The sequence below is a fragment of the Acetobacter sp. genome, assembly GCF_047721705.1.
Taxonomy (GTDB): Bacteria; Pseudomonadota; Alphaproteobacteria; order Acetobacterales; family Acetobacteraceae; genus Acetobacter.
The window spans coordinates 70,381-86,661 of record NZ_JBDNXK010000001.1; the positions used below are offsets into that span (position 1 = coordinate 70,381).

At 58.2% G+C, this 16,281-nt stretch carries 16 protein-coding genes; 8 read left to right on the forward strand and 8 right to left on the reverse strand.

The window, feature by feature from the left end; translation table 11 throughout:
• Nucleotides 1–37: 37 nt before the first annotated feature.
• Together ABF824_RS00290 and ABF824_RS00295 are read right to left on the reverse strand one after the other, a co-directional pair.
• On the reverse strand, nucleotides 38–1,321 hold the full coding sequence (locus ABF824_RS00290; protein WP_415485798.1) for a multidrug effflux MFS transporter: 1,284 nt from the start codon (nucleotides 1,319–1,321) through the stop codon (nucleotides 38–40).
• 136 nt (nucleotides 1,322–1,457) lie between these two features.
• Entirely contained in the window at nucleotides 1,458–2,159 is a 702-nt protein-coding gene (locus tag ABF824_RS00295; RefSeq protein WP_415485799.1) for a TVP38/TMEM64 family protein, read from the reverse strand.
• 150 nt (nucleotides 2,160–2,309) lie between these two features.
• Here ABF824_RS00295 and ABF824_RS00300 point away from each other — a divergent pair, with 150 nt between their 5' ends.
• From ABF824_RS00300 to ycaC, 5 genes are all read left to right on the forward strand, one after another.
• Nucleotides 2,310–3,359 (forward strand): COX15/CtaA family protein, encoded by a 1,050-nt coding sequence (locus tag ABF824_RS00300; RefSeq protein ID WP_415485827.1) that lies wholly within the window; start codon nucleotides 2,310–2,312, stop codon nucleotides 3,357–3,359.
• Between the two features lie 38 nt (nucleotides 3,360–3,397).
• Nucleotides 3,398–4,141 (forward strand): IclR family transcriptional regulator, encoded by a 744-nt coding sequence (locus ABF824_RS00305; RefSeq protein WP_415485800.1) that lies wholly within the window; start codon nucleotides 3,398–3,400, stop codon nucleotides 4,139–4,141.
• A 100-nt stretch (nucleotides 4,142–4,241) separates the two neighbouring features.
• Nucleotides 4,242–4,640, forward strand: coding sequence for a GlcG/HbpS family heme-binding protein (locus tag ABF824_RS00310; RefSeq protein WP_415485801.1), 399 nt, complete (start codon nucleotides 4,242–4,244; stop codon nucleotides 4,638–4,640).
• Between the two features lie 20 nt (nucleotides 4,641–4,660).
• Complete coding sequence (locus ABF824_RS00315; protein ID WP_415485802.1) at nucleotides 4,661–5,878, forward strand: MFS transporter; 1,218 nt, start codon at nucleotides 4,661–4,663, stop codon at nucleotides 5,876–5,878.
• A 154-nt stretch (nucleotides 5,879–6,032) separates the two neighbouring features.
• On the forward strand, nucleotides 6,033–6,659 hold the full coding sequence (gene ycaC / locus ABF824_RS00320; protein WP_415485803.1) for an isochorismate family cysteine hydrolase YcaC: 627 nt from the start codon (nucleotides 6,033–6,035) through the stop codon (nucleotides 6,657–6,659).
• Between the two features lie 9 nt (nucleotides 6,660–6,668).
• Here ycaC and ABF824_RS00325 read toward each other — a convergent pair whose 3' ends face one another.
• Nucleotides 6,669–7,589, reverse strand: a complete 921-nt coding sequence (locus tag ABF824_RS00325; protein WP_415485804.1) for a LysR substrate-binding domain-containing protein — start codon at nucleotides 7,587–7,589, stop codon at nucleotides 6,669–6,671.
• Nucleotides 7,590–7,700: 111 nt separating this feature from the next.
• On the opposite strand from ABF824_RS00325, the gene ABF824_RS00330 reads away from it, so the two are divergent.
• Both ABF824_RS00330 and ABF824_RS00335 read left to right on the forward strand, forming a co-directional pair.
• Complete coding sequence (locus tag ABF824_RS00330; RefSeq protein WP_415485805.1) at nucleotides 7,701–8,570, forward strand: pirin family protein; 870 nt, start codon at nucleotides 7,701–7,703, stop codon at nucleotides 8,568–8,570.
• Between the two features lie 51 nt (nucleotides 8,571–8,621).
• Entirely contained in the window at nucleotides 8,622–9,512 is an 891-nt protein-coding gene (locus ABF824_RS00335) for a pirin family protein (RefSeq protein WP_415485806.1), read from the forward strand.
• A 46-nt stretch (nucleotides 9,513–9,558) separates the two neighbouring features.
• Here the strand turns inward: ABF824_RS00335 and ABF824_RS00340 are convergent, their stop codons facing one another.
• The 3 genes from ABF824_RS00340 to ABF824_RS00350 form a co-directional block, all read right to left on the reverse strand.
• Nucleotides 9,559–11,049, reverse strand: coding sequence for a glucoamylase family protein (locus tag ABF824_RS00340; protein WP_415485807.1), 1,491 nt, complete (start codon nucleotides 11,047–11,049; stop codon nucleotides 9,559–9,561).
• A gap of 162 nt (nucleotides 11,050–11,211) precedes the next feature.
• Nucleotides 11,212–11,850 (reverse strand): SGNH/GDSL hydrolase family protein, encoded by a 639-nt coding sequence (locus ABF824_RS00345; RefSeq protein ID WP_415485808.1) that lies wholly within the window; start codon nucleotides 11,848–11,850, stop codon nucleotides 11,212–11,214.
• 81 nt (nucleotides 11,851–11,931) lie between these two features.
• Nucleotides 11,932–13,101, reverse strand: a complete 1,170-nt coding sequence (locus tag ABF824_RS00350; RefSeq protein WP_415485828.1) for an OpgC family protein — start codon at nucleotides 13,099–13,101, stop codon at nucleotides 11,932–11,934.
• 289 nt (nucleotides 13,102–13,390) lie between these two features.
• Between ABF824_RS00350 and ABF824_RS00355 the strand changes: the two genes are divergently transcribed.
• Nucleotides 13,391–14,503 (forward strand): Mrp/NBP35 family ATP-binding protein, encoded by a 1,113-nt coding sequence (locus ABF824_RS00355; protein ID WP_415485809.1) that lies wholly within the window; start codon nucleotides 13,391–13,393, stop codon nucleotides 14,501–14,503.
• Between the two features lie 5 nt (nucleotides 14,504–14,508).
• On the opposite strand, the gene ABF824_RS00360 is transcribed toward ABF824_RS00355, so the two are convergent.
• Nucleotides 14,509–15,609, reverse strand: coding sequence for a class I SAM-dependent methyltransferase (locus tag ABF824_RS00360; RefSeq protein ID WP_415485810.1), 1,101 nt, complete (start codon nucleotides 15,607–15,609; stop codon nucleotides 14,509–14,511).
• 135 nt (nucleotides 15,610–15,744) lie between these two features.
• Nucleotides 15,745–16,182, reverse strand: a complete 438-nt coding sequence (locus ABF824_RS00365) for a hypothetical protein (protein ID WP_415485811.1) — start codon at nucleotides 16,180–16,182, stop codon at nucleotides 15,745–15,747.
• Between the last annotated feature and the right edge of the window lie 99 nt (nucleotides 16,183–16,281).

The window sequence follows — 16,281 nt, forward strand, 5'->3', positions numbered from 1 at the left end:
AAGAGAGACGCGCAAGAAGAGAGTGAAATCTTTTGCTTTATTTGCGCGCAGGGCGAAGCGGCAGACATATCACCATTGCAATCGCTCCCACGACCATGCCGACCGCCATCGGCAATGGTGTTGCGTCGCCAAGAACACCCTTTGAAGAAAGCGAGCCAATCAGCACACCAGCCACGGCGCCGAAAATATACTGCATCGTGCCTGTCAGAGCAGAAGCCGTGCCCGCCATATGCGCATGGTCCGCCAGCGCGCCCATCGTCGCATTCGGATAGATCACACCGGTCGGACTGAGTGTGATGAGCATCGTGAGAATGACCACCCCGATACTGGCGGACAAACCGGTCGTCACGGGCGGATGCACGCCCAGCCAGAGCGAAACAGCCAGAAGGGCAAGGCTACCGAAGGTGGAAACCGCAACCGCCACAGTAAGAATTCTGGCGGGGTCAAAGCGGCTGACCAGCGCTCCATTGACCTGTGAAGCCCCGATCATGAAAACGGCGAACAACCCGAACAGCATGGAAAAATGGAAGGGCGTGAACCCGAAGCCATTGATGAAGATGGGAGAGGCCGCTGTCAGGTAACTGAAGGACAGGAAGGTCGAAAAGCTGGAAATCAGGGCATGGGACACAAAGCCCCGATGCCGCAGCAGCGTGAAATACCGGGTGATGAGTGTAATGCCTGACACACGCTGACGCTTGTCCGCCTCCAGCGTTTCCGGCAGCACCCGCGCCACCAGAATGACAGAGATCAGCCCGTAGACCGCCGATGCCCAGAAGATCACGCGCCACGACACGAACGTCACGACAATGCCGCCGAGCATGGGAGCAAGGATGGGCACCACCCCCATGACCATCACCAGCCGCGACATCATTTTCGCGCCTTCGCGCTGATCCGGCACAAGATCGCGCACGCAGGCCGTGGGAATCACCAGACTGGCCGATGCGCCCACAGAGGCGACGAAACGGGCGACACTGAAGGTAAGGATGTCCGGAGCTGCGGCGCAGATTGCGGAGCTGATCGCAAAAATCGCATTGCCGGCAATGAGCGGGCCACGACGTCCGAAGCGGTCGGACAGCGGTCCTATAGTCAACTGACCAATGGCCAGTCCGACGAACCAGATGGAAAGCGTCATCTGCACCGAGGAAAGACTCGTGTGCAGGCTTCTCACCATCGCCGGGAAGGCTGGCAGATAGATGTCCGTGGAAATAGGACCGACGGCTGTCAGAAAACCGAGCAGAACGGGCAGCCAGCCCGGCACACTCCGTGGCGCATCGTAGTTCCTGTCAGCTTTACGCTGAGGAAACTGGAAACTGGATGCCATGGGGGCTCCCAATTGGTGGTGAGGGGCGTGGAGGAGAAGAGAAGCTCATAAATATGAGGATTTTATCGACAAAAACATTTCTTCGTCGGGAATGGCAGCCATCGACAGGCAGAAAGGGCTGATCGAAACAAAGGCTTCATTCAACCGTCACACGACGCAGCAGCCGGTATCCCAACCATGCAGAGGCGACAAACAGGATGATGGCGACAACAGTGCGCCATGGGCCGCCAAACTGAACACCGGAGCCGAGCGTCACGAAGATGACGGTCTGCGGGAGGCTTCCGATCAGGGTCGCCGCCATAAAAGGTAGGAACGCCACCCCGGCCACGCCGGAGAACAGGTTCAGCAACAGAGAGGACCCGACAGGCAGCAGCCGTAGCATGACAATCGTCTCGAACGGATGACGTTTTAACATAGTCGAGACTCGACCGAGATGACGAATCAGAAAGCCGGGGTCCTCAGCCCGTCGGGCCAGCATGCGTTCACCCCATTCGCGGCCACCCCATCGGGCCCATGAAAAACACCCCACGGCGCCGATGACGGTGCAGAGTGATGCCAGCGCCGTGCCTTCCAACAGCCCGTAGGCAAGGCCGGCGATGAAACACGGAACCTGACGGGGGAGGCCGAAAAGACACCACAGCGACGCGGCGAACACGAACCAGCCACGGCCCGCCGCCCCCTGCCGCAACAGCGCCGTATCACTGAGAATCGTATGGAAGAAGGGCACCTTGCGAAGCGCCACCGCCCCCGCCACGAGAATGACCAGCATCACCACCGGACGAAGGAGAGAACCTCCCGCCGAACCCTCGTCCGCGGGAGCAGCGTTTCGGCTACCCATTCCCATTCTGCTCCGCGACGGACGTTGCATTGAACCCGCGCGGTAACACCTCCTTGCTCACGGTTGCAAGAGCGCGGTAAACGGACGGGCATGTCCGACACACGCTCCTCCTTTCCGCCCCAGACGAACGACATGACGGTCGTCGACGGCATGACCATGCGCAACCGTCGCCACGTCTCGAACTGGCTTCTGAGTATCTGCGTCATGCTGCTCGGCATGATCGCCCTCGGCGGCGCGACGCGCCTCACCGGTTCGGGTCTGTCGATCATGGACTGGCGGCCGGTGACAGGCATCCTGCCACCCTTGAGCCATGCGGAATGGGAGCGTCAGTTCGCGCTGTATCAGGGCATCCCACAATACAAGATCCTGCATGAAGGTTTCGGCCTTGCCGGTTTCCAGAAGATCTTCTGGCTGGAGTGGACCCACCGCTTCTGGGGCCGGATCATGGGTATCAATCTGCTCGGCGGCATCATCTATTTCGCCGTAAAGCGGGTGCTGACACGGGGCCTCATCCTGCGACTGGTCGTGTTTTTCGTCCTTGGCGGCCTTCAGGGCGCCATCGGCTGGTTCATGGTGGCCTCCGGCTTCCGCCCTGACAGCACCGCGGTGGAGCCAGTGCGGCTGGTGCTGCATCTTGGCATGGCGCTTCTGCTCTATGTCGCCATTCTCTGGACCGCACTCTCCGTGCGCTTTCCCCTCCCCGAGCCACAGCCTGACCTTCCCGGCGCGCGCCGCACGAGAAACACGCTGCATGTAGCTCTGATGCTGATCGGCCTGACCATCGTTGCCGGTGGCTTCACGGCAGGCACACATGCCGGTTTCGCCTACAACACCTTCCCCCTCATGGAAGGTCACCTGATTCCGGAAGGCTACGCGAAGCTGAGTCCGTTCTGGCACAACTGGGTCGCCAACATTCCGGCCGTGCAGTTCGACCATCGTCTGCTGGCCACTGTGACAGCGCTGATGATCGGCCTGACCGTTCTGTTTGGCATGAAGTCCCGTCTGACCACCCGTGCCCATGCTGCCGTCGCACTGCTCGGATGGGCCGTGCTGGTCCAGTATGCGCTGGGCGTCACCACACTCCTGCTGGTCGTGCCCGTCTGGGCGGGAACTGTACACCAGACATTTGCCGCCATCCTGCTGGGTGTCGGGGTGTTCGCCATGCACGCCCTGCGTGGCGCAAAACGCGGGCGTCACTAAACACCACGGAATGCCGGGGAAGAGGGGAGTGGCCTGAAATGCAGTCCTCTTCTTCTTCCGGCCCCACTGGGCCACGTCTCATCCAGTCCGTCGAACGTGCTACGGCCATACTGGAAATCATTGCCCGCCAAGGGGGCGCGGCTTCACTGAAGCAGATCGCCGCCCTTGCCGGAATCGGTAAAACCACCGCCCACAATCTGCTCCAGACCCTCGATCATCTCGGCTACGTCCGGCGTCGATCGGGCGACACACGCTATTATCTTGGCAGCAGTATCCTGAACCTTGCCCGTATCGCCGGGAACGACAGCGCCACGCGCGCAAAGTTGCGTCCGACGATGGAGGCCATTGCGCGCAGAACCGGACATACTGCGTGGCTCGCTGTCCCGGCGGGCGATGAAGTCGCTTATCTCGACATTGTCGACTTCAGACACCCTGAAGCGACCAGCGCACCCGCTCCTTTTCGGGAAAAACTGGAAGGATCGGCCGTTGGGCTCATCTTCCTTGCCTTCATTCCCGGCATGGCCAAACGTCTTGCGGCCACGGCGGCCGACATGCCCGATCATGCCACACGGGAGCGGATCGAAGAGACCCGCGCCAAGGGCTATGCTCTCGATCTCGAAAATTATCATCCGGGCATCAATGGGGTGGCCATACCCTGGCGCGAAAACGGCGATGTTCACGCCAGTCTCTGCGTCACCGGCCCGGCAGCCGAACTCCCTCGCGGGAAACTCATCCGCCTCGCCTGGATGATGATGGAAATGCCGACACCTTCTGTTCAATAATGTTGAACAAAGCGGCATTTCACGATCCGCCCCCTTTCCTCCAGAGCCAGTCCCGTTAGCGTGCGTGTTTCTTCCCGCAACAACAGGATCTGACAACAGGATGAAACTCGCGACTGCTTCCGCCATGATCGACGCCGCTCTGGCCGAGGCCACAAGACTGAATGCTTCCGTCTGCATAACGGTTGTCGATGCGGCGGCGTGGCCTGTCGCCTTCATCCGGATGGATGGCGCACCCCTCGGCGTGATTGACGTCAGCAGCAAAAAGGCTAAAACCGCCGTCCTCTTTCAGATGGACACGGAAGCTTTTGCAAAAATTGCCCACCCCGATGGCGCTGCCTACTCGCTGGAAAACACCAATGGTGGCCTCACCAGCTTCGGTGGAGGTCTCCTCCTGAAAACTTCTGACGGCGCCATTGCAGGCGCAATTGGTGTGTCCGGCGCGACGACCGAGGAAGACATCGCCATCGCCCGCACCGCAGCACGCCTTCTTTCCACCTGATCTCCATCCCGGACCTTCTCATGACCACAGATACCGCGCCCGCCGGCCTCTCGACCGCTCTCGTTCCACCGCCCCACGGAACGGCTGCCGCTTTCGCCGTCCTTACATTCGGCACATTCGTGGTGGGAACGGGTGAGTTCGCCATCATGGGCATGCTGCCCGAGTTTGCCTCTTCGCTGAAACTTACAACGGCGGACGCCGGATATGCCATTACCGCCTATGCGCTTGGTGTGGTGGTCGGCGCGCCGCTCATTACCATTCTTGGCGCGCGTCTCTCCCGACGTGAACTTCTGCTCTCGCTCTACATCCTGTTCTGCTTCGGCAATATTCTCAGCGTCGCCATGCCGACAGCGGGACTCATTGAGATCGCCCGTTTCATCACCGGTCTGCCGCATGGCGCCCTTTTCGGCATCTCGGCGCTTGTGGCTGCCACGATGGTGGACCGCTCCCGGCGCGGCTGGGCGGTCGGCCGCGTTCTCTCCGGTATCGCCATAGCCACGCTGGTCGGCGCGCCTCTGTCGACCTTCGCCGCCAACCATTTCGGCTGGCGCGTGTCCTATCTGATCATCGGGTTGTGCGGCCTGCTCCTGTTCGCTGGCGTGTGGCGTTACATTCCCGCCGACTCTCCCAATCGCGCCAACTCGCCGCTCCGGGAAGTGACTGCCCTCTTCAACGCACAGGTCATTCTGACATTGACCACTGCCGCCATTGGCTTCGGCGGCATGTTCATGATCTACACGTATCTGACCAGCGTTCTGCAAAACGTCACGCATGTTCCTGAATGGGAGATCATGGCGTTCATGATTGTCTGGGGTGCGGGCATGCTGGCTGGCGCAAATGCAGGGGCGTGGCTCGTTGACCGCAACCTCTCCCTCGCCGCGATCATCGCCCTCGCTGGCAGTGCGGTGGTCATGCTCGCTTTCTCGTCCGTGCTTCACAGCGTTCCAGCGCTTTTCGTAATCGTTTTCCTGATCCCCACCTTCGTCAATGCACTTGGTCCGGCGCTTCAGACCCGTCTGATGGATTTTGCGGGAGATGCGCAGACGCTTGCGGCCTCTCTCAACCATTCCGCCTTCAATGTCGCGAACGCGGCGGGCGCTTCAGTTGGCAGCATCCTGCTTGCCAACAACTACGGCTACGGATCGCTCGGCATCGGCGCGGCCCTGCTCTCGGCCGGTGGCCTGCTGGTCTATCTGTTTGCACTGTTTCTGCTGAAACGCTCCCCCGTTACGGAATAAGGGCGCGTTTCACGATCGTCCCATTCCGGGAACGCTCTGTTTCATATCAGTTGCTTCCATGAACGTAGCAGCCTCATGCAACGTTCAGACATCGGCGAATGCCTCCTTATCAAACAGGGAGGCATTCAACTGAACCCCGCAAGGAACTGATGTCATGACCAAACCATATGTACGTCTCAACAAGGATGAAGCTGCCGTCCTGCTGATCGATCATCAGACAGGCCTTCTTTCACTCGTACGCGATATCGATCCCGACAAGTTCAAGAACAATGTGCTCGCGCTGGGCGATCTCGCCAAATATTTCAACCTACCCACAATCCTGACGACCAGTTTCGAACAGGGCCCCAATGGGCCGATCGTTCCCGAACTGAAAAAGCTTTTTGCCGCCGCCCCCTTTATCGCCCGGCCGGGACAGATCAACGCGTGGGACAACGAGGATTTCGTCAAAGCCGTCAAAGCCACGGGCAGGAAACAACTGATCGTGGCAGGCGTAGTGACCGAAGTCTGCGTATGCTTTCCGGCTCTTTCCGCTCTTGCTGAAGATTTTGACGTATTCGTCGTCACGGACGCCTCCGGCACATTCAACGAAATGACCCGAAACGCCGCGTGGCAGCGTATGGTCGCTGCGGGCGCACAACTCATGACATGGTTCGGCGTTGCGTGCGAACTGCATCGTGACTGGCGCAATGACATCGAGGGGCTCGGGGAACTGTTTTCCCAGCATATTCCCGATTATCACAACCTGATCACGAGCTACACTCAGAACCAGCCAGCATCCTGAACTTCAGCATCAAACGGCAAGAATATGCGCAGCATCCTGACGTTGGGCAGCACATTCAGTGACTAGAAAATCAATCAATGTTCGAACTGCGGAAGAAAGTCCGCGTCTCGATGGAAAAACCGCGTGGATGATACCCGCGCGGGGCCGCCATTCAGGGAGCACCTGAATCAGATTCCCTTCCCTGACATCGCGCCACACCATCATTGTTGGCAACTGCACGACGCCCACGCCCACCAGCGTCGCTTCGCGCAGAACATCCATATTATCAGTGGCCAGACGGGGTTCGTGAAAAATCGTCGCCGTCTCGCCTTCTTCCCCTTCCAGAACCCAGGAATGGCTGGCTGGTCCGGTTCGGAAATCAAGGCTTGGCAGCCCGTTCAGATCGACGGGAGAAGCAAGCGGCGCAGACACAAGGGACGGTGCCGCAACAAGGCATTGCGTGCTGGTGTCCAGAACCCGCATGACCAGATCTTCTGGCTCCAGAGGTGGAAAACGCACACGAATGGCGAGATCAAACCCTTCTTCCAACACATCGACACGCCGGTTGGTACTTTCGAGGTTCAAGGTTACGGCCGGAAAGCGCATGATGAACTTCGCCAGCAAGGCGCCGAACTGGAAGTTCAGTAATGCAATGGGACAACTGAGCCGGATGACACCGCACGGTTCGGCATGCAGCCGGGTGACGGCCTGTTCCGCAGCCTCAGCATCTTCCAGAACAGCCACGCACCGTTCATAAAAGCCGCGCCCGACTTCGGTTACGGAGAAATGGCGTGATGAGCGCTGGATCAGCAATGTGTCCAGTCGATCTTCCAGCAACCGCACCCTGCGGCTGAGCAGGGACTTCTGGAGGCCGGTCTCGCGCGCTGCCGCCGCAAAGCCTCCATAACGGACGACCTGCACGAAATAATAGAGATCGTTGAGATCCTTCATCGTCTCATCAGTAGAACGGTCTGTTCGATTTTACAATCTTCATGGAACGCACGCCGTCCCCCATGTTTCCTTCATACGAAACAACGTTCTTCCAACAGAGGGAACAAGACAATGCACAAGAAAATTCTTGGCCATTACGGCAATGATCGGGGACACTGGGTTGGGGACGGCTTTCCCGTGCGCTCCCTGTTTTCCTACAACAGCTTCGGCGAACATCTGAGTCCGTTCCTGCTGCTGGATTATGCAGGACCACACGCGTTCGGCCCCACCACGGCAAGGCGCGGTGTGGGCGCCCATCCTCACAAAGGCTTCGAAACCGTCACGATCGTTTACGACGGTGAAGTCGAGCATCGCGACTCTTCCGGTGGCGGAGGCGTCATCGGTCCGGGGGACGTGCAGTGGATGACGGCGGGCAATGGCATCCAGCACGAGGAGTTTCACTCGGCCTCCTACGCGCAGTCCGGTGGTGCGTTCCGCATGGTCCAATTGTGGGTCAATCTGCCAGCAAAGGACAAGAACACACCAGCAGCCTATCAGACCCTGCTGGCGGCAGATATTCCCACTGTTCCGCTGCCCAATGGAGCAGGCCATCTGCGTGTCATCGCCGGGGAGTATGAGGAACAAAAGGGCCCGGCACGGATCTTCTCGCCATTGAATGTCTGGGACGGGGTGCTGCATGCGGGCGCTCAGATCACACTGACGCTGCCGGAGGGACACAACACCGCTATCGTCTCGCTGGAAGGACGGCTGATTGTGAATGGCGCGCAGGAACTCGGAAGTGCGCAGTTCGCTCTACTGGGAAGGGAAGGAACGACCGTTACGTTGCAGGCAGGAGAAGAAAGCAGCTTCCTCATCCTGACTGGCGAACCGCTGAACGAACCGATCGCTGGCTATGGGCCTTTCGTGATGAACACGCAGGAAGAAATCCATCAGGCCATCGAAGATTTCAACAGTGGCCGTTTCGGTCGTATCCGAGCCTGATTCCTCTTGTTCAGAAATGACAGGATAAACGCGCGAAAAGGAAGAAACAGCATGATCGACATGATGATCGAACAGCGTCGACGCAGTCTGGGAGGTGGGCTGGAAGTGGGGCGCGTTCTTCCTTTCGCGCGCAGGCGGATGGTTGGGCCGTTTATTTTCTTCGACCATCTCGGACCGCTCGATCTCTCACCCGGCGTGAGCCAGAGTGTGGATGTCCGCCCGCATCCACACATCGGACTTTCGACGATCACCTATCTCTTTTCCGGCGAGATCATGCACCGGGACAGTCTGGGTTATGAGCAGGCCATCCGTCCGCAGGAGGTCAACTGGATGACTGCCGGAAGCGGGATCACACACAGCGAACGCTTCGAAAAGGCGCGTGCGGTTGGCGACCATCTGCACGGTATCCAAGCCTGGGTCGCTCTGCCGAAAGAAGCCGAAGAAACCGCGCCGTCCTTTTCTCACCATGAAGGAAATGATCTTCCACAATGGGATGCGGACGGCGTGTGTGGGCAGTTGATTGCCGGGAGCGCCTACGGACTACAGGCCGCAGCGCGCATCCACTCCCCGTTATTCTACGCTCACCTTGAACTTGAGACTGGTGCCCGCGCGGAAATTCCAACCCAACATGCGGAACGCGCCCTCTATATTGCCAAAGGCGCCATCAAGATTGGCGGCGAACGCTACGAAGCCGGACGCATGCTGGTTCTTGGCGCAGACGCCTCATCCTTTCAGGCTCTGCAACCAACAACCGCCATGGTGCTGGGCGGCGACCCCGTTGGCGAGCGTTTTCTCTTTTGGAACTTTGTCAGTTCTTCAAAGGATCGTCTCACTCAGGCAGCCGAGGATTGGGAAGCTGGCCGCATGAAACTGCCGGATGCAGACCATGACGAGTTTATTCCACTACCGCACAGCGATGTAGCTCCGCCAGCTATGTCTTGAGAGAAAAAAACAGCCAACCAGAGATGGGGCAGATCGCCCCACTCTCTCACAATTTCGATGCGTTCCCGGCTTTGCTCGTCACACTGGAATGCACTTCCGGAGCCTCCTCCTGTTCCAGCCAGCCGCCGTGGAAGCCGGCCCGCACCAAGCCCATGCGGATATAGGGATTACGCTTCATCACGTTCCACACGAAACCGCTGCGCCAGTTTTCGATCATCAGAAGGATCGGACCCTGATCGATTCCGAGATATTCGCTGTCCACCCAGAAGGTTTTTCCATTATCGAACGTCGGATTGAAGGCATCCACAAAGCCGTATTTTCCATAAATCCGGTCGCCATAACGCCCTCTGAAATCGTGTAACGCAGGCACGACAATTTCCGGAGCAAAGGCGATGGAACCAAGCGCCGCCGTGGGAGCGATCGTGCCATCGTCCTGCACATAGTCACGGCCGGTTCCACGCGCGGAGTAGGATAGGAAGTGACGAGCTTCACCATCTACTTGCTTTGTCACCTCTCCCGGTCCGTCAGAAGCAGTCAGCCCCCAGATAGTGGCGCTGTAATCCTTCCATTTGCCGGGATTGGCAGTCGCATAAGCCTGCTGCGCGTAGGCGGCACGTCGACTGTTCTCGAAGTAATCGATGTTCTTGCCGCTGGCCCAGTCATCCTGAATCCCGCGAAAATCGATCCATGCGTGGGTATATTGATGACCGAACAGCGGTGCGAAGTTGAGGAAGGTCTGGCCATAATAGCTGCCCCACCGCTTGTCGTTCGTGGCGAGCCAAGCCTGCCATGAAACCGGCTTCAACGCATGATCTGGTGCGCCAAGCCCCAGAATGTAGGCCATCATGCCTTCGCTGTAGCCCTCCCAATAGTTCGAAATGAACTGATGTTCCGGCCCCCATCCCATGCTGAGGCGATTATCGGGACGTGTCATCCACTGCCAGTCAACAGACCGATAAAGCTGAAGTGCCAGACTGCGGATTTCCTTTTCGGCATCCGTATCCCGATCATAAAAGCTGTCAGCAAACATGATACCCTGCATGAGCAATGCCGTATCGATGCTGGACAGTTCAATATCGGGATTAAGACGCAGTCCGGTCTTTTCGTTCAGGAAATGATAGAAAAATCCGTGATACCCAGCGGCGTTGGTTGGGCTGTCATTCTGCGGCAGATTGCTGAGATAACGCAGGGTCACAAGCGTACGCTCCACCGCCTGGTCCCGCGTGATGTAATGGCGCTCAACGCCGATCCCGTAAGCCGTCAGCCCAAACCCGATCGATGCCACGCTGCTGAATGTCTGCGGCGAAGGATAGCGATCCGGCACAAGTCCCGTGTGGGGATCGGCCGCCTGCCAGAACCAGTCGAAGGTGCGGCGCTCAAGATCATTGACGAGCGCCTGATCGGAACGATTGATGCTGTCATAGGATTTCGGGGCTGGAGCCTGACGGGCGGCGGCAGGCTCTTCCAGAAGTGCCGGGGCAAGCCCCGTAATCAACGCGACCAAGCTCCATCGCCGTAGCGAGACATTCCGTGACATTCAACTTCCCTGCCGCAAAAGTGAAGCCCGCTCGAATTTCGGGCTGATGGAATTCAGAGTGACAGCATTTCGGCGCAGCGCAGGCCCCGAAAATCAGCGTTCAGGGATCGCCTGTCGATGAAACACAAAAGTTTCTCATATACGACGTATTATTGCTGCCTCTCATCCACGCGCGGCAACTGGCGCTCCCGTGAGATCGACGATCCAGTGAGCAAGGGCTTCGCCCAGCAACTGATACCCACGATCTCCCAGATGCAGGCCGTCCGGCGAAAGCTCGTCGCGCGTCATATCGTATTCCGCGCACCATGATTTCATCCGCGTGTAACGATCAAAGAACGGGATACCGAGTTCGATTGCCAGCGCTGGCACGGCGTCGCGGAAAGCGGCGAAGCGGGAATGTTCTTCCATCATCTTGGCCCATTGCGGCCCCATCATGCCAAGATCGCAGCCAGTCCGGCGCAACGTTTGCAGATCATCGCGTGTCTGATCGATGAAAGCCGAGACCGGGATATCCTGCCACACATCATTGGTGCCACCCTGCCAGATGACGAGATCAGCGCGATCCTCCAGCACCTGCGGCAGGCGTTCATGCATTTCCTTCGCCCCATTGCCGCCGATGCCGCGATTGATGACCGTCACACCCTTCGGCATATAATACTGCAACGTCTGCTCGACGACGGGACACAGGCCCTTCTCCGGCGCGCTGGCGCCAATCCCTTCGCAGGTGGAAGAGCCAAACAGACAAATCCGCACAGGCTCTCCCTCACGGAGCATGCGCGTAAGACGTGGAAAATTGCTCATCCTGTCACTCCTGTAATCGTGCGGAGAAAACGCCCACGGACGTCGACCGCAATGCCAAATGTCCGTGTCAGCGTGCGCTTTTCAGGAAGCCGCGCCCTGAGCGGTCTTGTCCGGTGCAGCTTTCGGGCTACGGGCCAGATTGCGTTTGCGCTCATACACGACAGTGACGCGGTAGAGTATCCACAGTCCTGCAAGGTTGATGATCGCCTGGAGGAACCATCCTTCACCGAACGTCGTGAAGATCAGGCGACCGATCAGGTCGAGCACTGTTCCCACCGTGAAGACCTCCAGCGAGTGACGTCCACAAAGGGCAAGCGCCTGTCCGAAGCGCGTCTCGGAAAATGTCCGCGCCAGAGTGGAAGACTGGACGAGGTAGAAGATTGAAAGCACGTCGAGCAGCCGCAACGGGGCGAGCGTGCTTTTGCTCGGAGACGTCAGATCGAACGGCCGGAAAGCGGGTAGTCCCCACTGCCCCCACGGAAATGCCTCGAAAAGCGAGAAAAACAGATAACAGCAGCAACCGATTTTCAGCCATGGAAAGGACGGCAGGTTGCCGCCCCGCTTCTCCGCCTCGATCGCTCCACAGGCGCCCAGCATGAACAGGAACTGCCATGCGAGCGGATCGAAATACCAGCCGTCCGGATCAAGCCAGTTGGGAAAATTCACTGTGGGATCAAGATTGATCAGCAGCCACAGAGCCGCACTCAGGCCGAGAGCAACGAAACGGTTCACCCTGATCAGCACATACATCAGCGGGAATACGCCGAGCAGCACCATGTAGAGCGGCAGGATGTTCAGGTTCGATGGCAGGGCGTCGAGCAGAAAGACGCGCCAGAAATTTTCCAGTCCGTGCGCCAGTTCCGGTTCCAGAAAATCGACTGGAACGGGGGTGAAGTTACGCCATGTCCGGATGATGACAACAGACGAGATCAACATCAATGTCTGGGCCACATAAAGCTTGCCGCAGCGGGCAGCGATACGACGCAGCGTCTCGCCAGTGCCGTATTTCGAAAAGCCGCGTCCATAGGCCAGCCAAGAGGCATAACCCGCCAGAAGCACAAAGATCTCGGCGGCGTCTGCAAACCCAAGGTTCCGTATCGTCAGCCGGTTGAGCAAGTCCTGCGGCATATGATCGACGAACATCATCAACAGCGCGATGCCTCTGAGGGCATCGACACGATGATCGCGCGCTCTTCTGGTCGGTGCCGCCTTTGCTGCCTGCGCGGAAGTTGTCTGTCCGCTTCCTGTCATGGAGCCTGCAGCAGACCTGCCCTCCGCTTTGGGATCGGTTGACATCGCAGAAGAAAGGGTGACCGTCATGTCTTATCCCGAAATAAGGCGGCATGAGGAATTGCTGCGGTGGGCATATGCCACATATCACTCCTAAAGACAGCCCGATGAAGGCCAGAAAAGAAACGTTACGTAGACTTAAAACTTTGGCAAAACGTTGCTTTCCGGAAACACAAGCGGTTCCTGCCTACTGGCCGTGAAGGAAATTTGACGCCATATACACACCGCACCAGAGAAAAAAGGCGGCGTCATGGCGGAGCACCCCGACCCCACCCGCGAGGGTATCGAACAGATTGTTGGCAACACGATCAATCCGGCGACAGGAGAGTCAGTCCTGCGTCAGGGACAGATTGAATCCTGTCTCGTGGAAAACGGACGCATTCGCCTGACGTTTGCCGTGCCCGCAGGTCAGGCGGCCGAGATGGAGAAGTGCGTTCCTGTCATCGAAACCGCCCTCAGCCGCGCTTTTCCGGGGTTACAGCCCAGCGTCATGCTCACAGCCCATCGCGCGCAGCCTGCTGCTTCCCCACCGGGAAGCAGTGGCCATCGCCCTCTTGGCGGCGTCGGTCGCAAGGAAACGTCCGGGCCACTCCTACCCCACGTGAAGGCCGTGATTGCCGTCGCCTCCGGCAAGGGTGGTGTGGGCAAATCCACCACTGCCGTAAACCTTGCAGCAGGGCTGGCGCAGGAAGGTCTCTCGGTCGGCCTGATGGATGCGGACATTCACGGCCCTTCCCTGCCCCGGATGCTCGGCACAAAAGGCAAGCCTGAAGTCCGGGACGGCAGATTGATCCCTGTCGAGGCATGGGGTCTCCGCGCGATGTCGCTGGGGATGCTAGTCGATGAGACGCAGGCGATGATCTGGCGCGGCCCCATGGTCATGGGCGCGATCACACAGCTGCTGGGCGATGTCGAATGGGGCACGCTCGACGTCATGGTGATCGACATGCCACCCGGCACCGGTGACGCACAACTGACTCTCGCTCAGAAAGCCGTGTTGAACGGAGCGATCATTGTCTCCACCCCGCAGGACATTGCGCTGCTGGACGCGCGCCGCGGTGTTGCGATGTTCCAGAAGACCAATGTGCCGGTGCTCGGGCTGGTCGAGAACATGTCCTATTTCTGCTGTCCAAACTGCAACCATCGCACCGACCTTTTCGGGCATGGGGGCGCACGGGATGAAGCCGCGCGGCTGGGCGTGCCGTTCCTCGGTGAAATTCCGCTGCTTGCAGACATCCGGCTCAGTGCGGACGATGGCACACCTATCGTCGTCAGCGCACCTGACAGTGAAGCTGGCCGTGCCTATCGCAGTCTGGCAGCGAATGTTGCCAGCGTGATACGAAAATTACCGGCCAGAGCGTAAGTCGGTCAGCCTGACCGGGCTCCTTTTTTCAGGAATTCCACTGCTCTTCTGAGAGGAGCAGTGATCTTCCAAGACGTCGATGCCTTCACTGTCTCGAAGGCTTTTTTATAGACTTGCGCCTGATTTCTATACTGCTCTTCTTTTTCACTGCCAAAAAATGAAAAACCGTCTTTTTTTACAGCTTCTATAGTCGAGCCTGCACAGATGACTCTCTGTGTATCCGCCGACAATTGCGTGCAGATATCACTTTTCAGCCAATCACCGACATTCGCGTCAAGCAGATCGGCAATTTTCTTGTTGGCGAATTCTTTCCGCGTCTCTTCCGGCAGTCCGTGGCTCCATATCTGAAGAAACCAGACCAGACTGTGGATGGGATGCATATGCGGCCCCACCTCTGCATGTCGGATATCACACCACTGCTCGAAAAGAGATTTGTTCCCTTCCATTGTCGCGTTGAAATAATGCGACGGGTATCCATGTTCCGGTTGCAGAAACGGATAATCAATTCTTGCCACGCCACCCGGCTTCAGAACACGACAGATTTCAGCGGCAACTTCCCAAGGACGCCGCGTATGTTCCAGTGTCGCGCCACAAATCACGTAATCAAACTGATTGTCGGCAAAGGGCAGATCTTCACCGACACAGATGACATCCGTGCTCAGAGCGTTGAAGATATCGACATTCACCACATGCTCATTAACGTGGCTACGCAAACCTGCGCCCACATCAAGAAACATCCAATCCGGATGATCTTTCTGAATGTCGCTGATGAATGTCCCGTAATCATGGGCGGAAATGGGAGGAAAGTCCGGAATATGGAATTCCTTCTTTATTTCCGGCGTAATGAAATTGGCAGGCTCTCCCCACTGACGGGGTGAAACAGGCTGTTGCCTGAACAGGACTTTTCGCAGTTTCTTTTCACGGATTTCAGCGATCGTCTGCTGATTGGCGGCCTGCATACGGCCTTCCTGACGCCCAAACTGGGCGTAATGATCCGATGCAGTCATGCCACAGGCGGCTATATCGGGATTGGCCTGCCAGTAAGAGAGATCGTCCTGCGCATCATTAAACACAGGCACTCGGGACACCGCTATCTCTACAGACACATCTCTCTCCTCCCGCTCGGCCATCCACCGACGGGCACTCCATGATTAACCATGCTTTCAGCTAAAGCATCCAACCCACCACGAATCCTGCGGATGAGGAGCATTTCCCCTCATCACCTCACTCTCTGGTTGGGTTCAATTGGCTGGACCGCCTGCTTTCAGCGTAACGGCGTTAAGTTGCTGGTGCAAGGCCAGCCCCTTGGCCAGCGTGGCGGAATCCTGAGGGGGTAGAGCGATGCCAACAGGGCCATAAGCCGGGTGCTGGAAAGCCAGAATCGACCCCTGCGAGTCCGGGTCCAGTTGCAGCGCCCAGTTGGTGCGCCGCACAGGATTGACCGACACCCCTTCAATCGGCGGTGGTTCTGTTCCGCGCATTGCCTGACGGGCCGCCCCGAGAGCCGTGATAAGACCCGCCAGTTCCGCAGCCGTCAGATCGATGGCGATTTTCTTGCGCCCGGAAGTAATTTCGAGGTGGGCATGCTGCCGATCTTCAGAGGGAGCAATGTGGATATGAGGAGCTTTCACTCTCTCGACAGAAAGCGCCACGTCCGGATTTGGTGTTTTCTTGGTCATGTTTCCCACGCGTGTTCGCTGGTCCGGGCATCAGACCTGATTCGGAATTCCGCTGGATTATAGCGCAGGAAAGAAAGCAGGAGAAATCATCTCTGCGCG

What these genes read in the sequence shown, in the direction of transcription:
- ABF824_RS00290 (WP_415485798.1), bottom strand. Translation starts at nt 1,321, where the DNA reads ATGGCATCCAGTTTCCAGTTTCCTCAGCGTAAAGCTGACAGGAACTAC.
- ABF824_RS00295 (WP_415485799.1), bottom strand. Translation starts at nt 2,159, where the DNA reads ATGGGTAGCCGAAACGCTGCTCCCGCGGACGAGGGTTCGGCGGGAGGT.
- ABF824_RS00300 (WP_415485827.1), top strand. Translation starts at nt 2,310, where the DNA reads ATGACCATGCGCAACCGTCGCCACGTCTCGAACTGGCTTCTGAGTATC.
- ABF824_RS00305 (WP_415485800.1), top strand. Translation starts at nt 3,398, where the DNA reads ATGCAGTCCTCTTCTTCTTCCGGCCCCACTGGGCCACGTCTCATCCAG.
- ABF824_RS00310 (WP_415485801.1), top strand. Translation starts at nt 4,242, where the DNA reads ATGAAACTCGCGACTGCTTCCGCCATGATCGACGCCGCTCTGGCCGAG.
- ABF824_RS00315 (WP_415485802.1), top strand. Translation starts at nt 4,661, where the DNA reads ATGACCACAGATACCGCGCCCGCCGGCCTCTCGACCGCTCTCGTTCCA.
- ycaC (WP_415485803.1), top strand. Translation starts at nt 6,033, where the DNA reads ATGACCAAACCATATGTACGTCTCAACAAGGATGAAGCTGCCGTCCTG.
- ABF824_RS00325 (WP_415485804.1), bottom strand. Translation starts at nt 7,589, where the DNA reads ATGAAGGATCTCAACGATCTCTATTATTTCGTGCAGGTCGTCCGTTAT.
- ABF824_RS00330 (WP_415485805.1), top strand. Translation starts at nt 7,701, where the DNA reads ATGCACAAGAAAATTCTTGGCCATTACGGCAATGATCGGGGACACTGG.
- ABF824_RS00335 (WP_415485806.1), top strand. Translation starts at nt 8,622, where the DNA reads ATGATCGACATGATGATCGAACAGCGTCGACGCAGTCTGGGAGGTGGG.
- ABF824_RS00340 (WP_415485807.1), bottom strand. Translation starts at nt 11,049, where the DNA reads ATGTCACGGAATGTCTCGCTACGGCGATGGAGCTTGGTCGCGTTGATT.
- ABF824_RS00345 (WP_415485808.1), bottom strand. Translation starts at nt 11,850, where the DNA reads ATGAGCAATTTTCCACGTCTTACGCGCATGCTCCGTGAGGGAGAGCCT.
- ABF824_RS00350 (WP_415485828.1), bottom strand. Translation starts at nt 13,101, where the DNA reads ATGACAGGAAGCGGACAGACAACTTCCGCGCAGGCAGCAAAGGCGGCA.
- ABF824_RS00355 (WP_415485809.1), top strand. Translation starts at nt 13,391, where the DNA reads ATGGCGGAGCACCCCGACCCCACCCGCGAGGGTATCGAACAGATTGTT.
- ABF824_RS00365 (WP_415485811.1), bottom strand. Translation starts at nt 16,182, where the DNA reads ATGACCAAGAAAACACCAAATCCGGACGTGGCGCTTTCTGTCGAGAGA.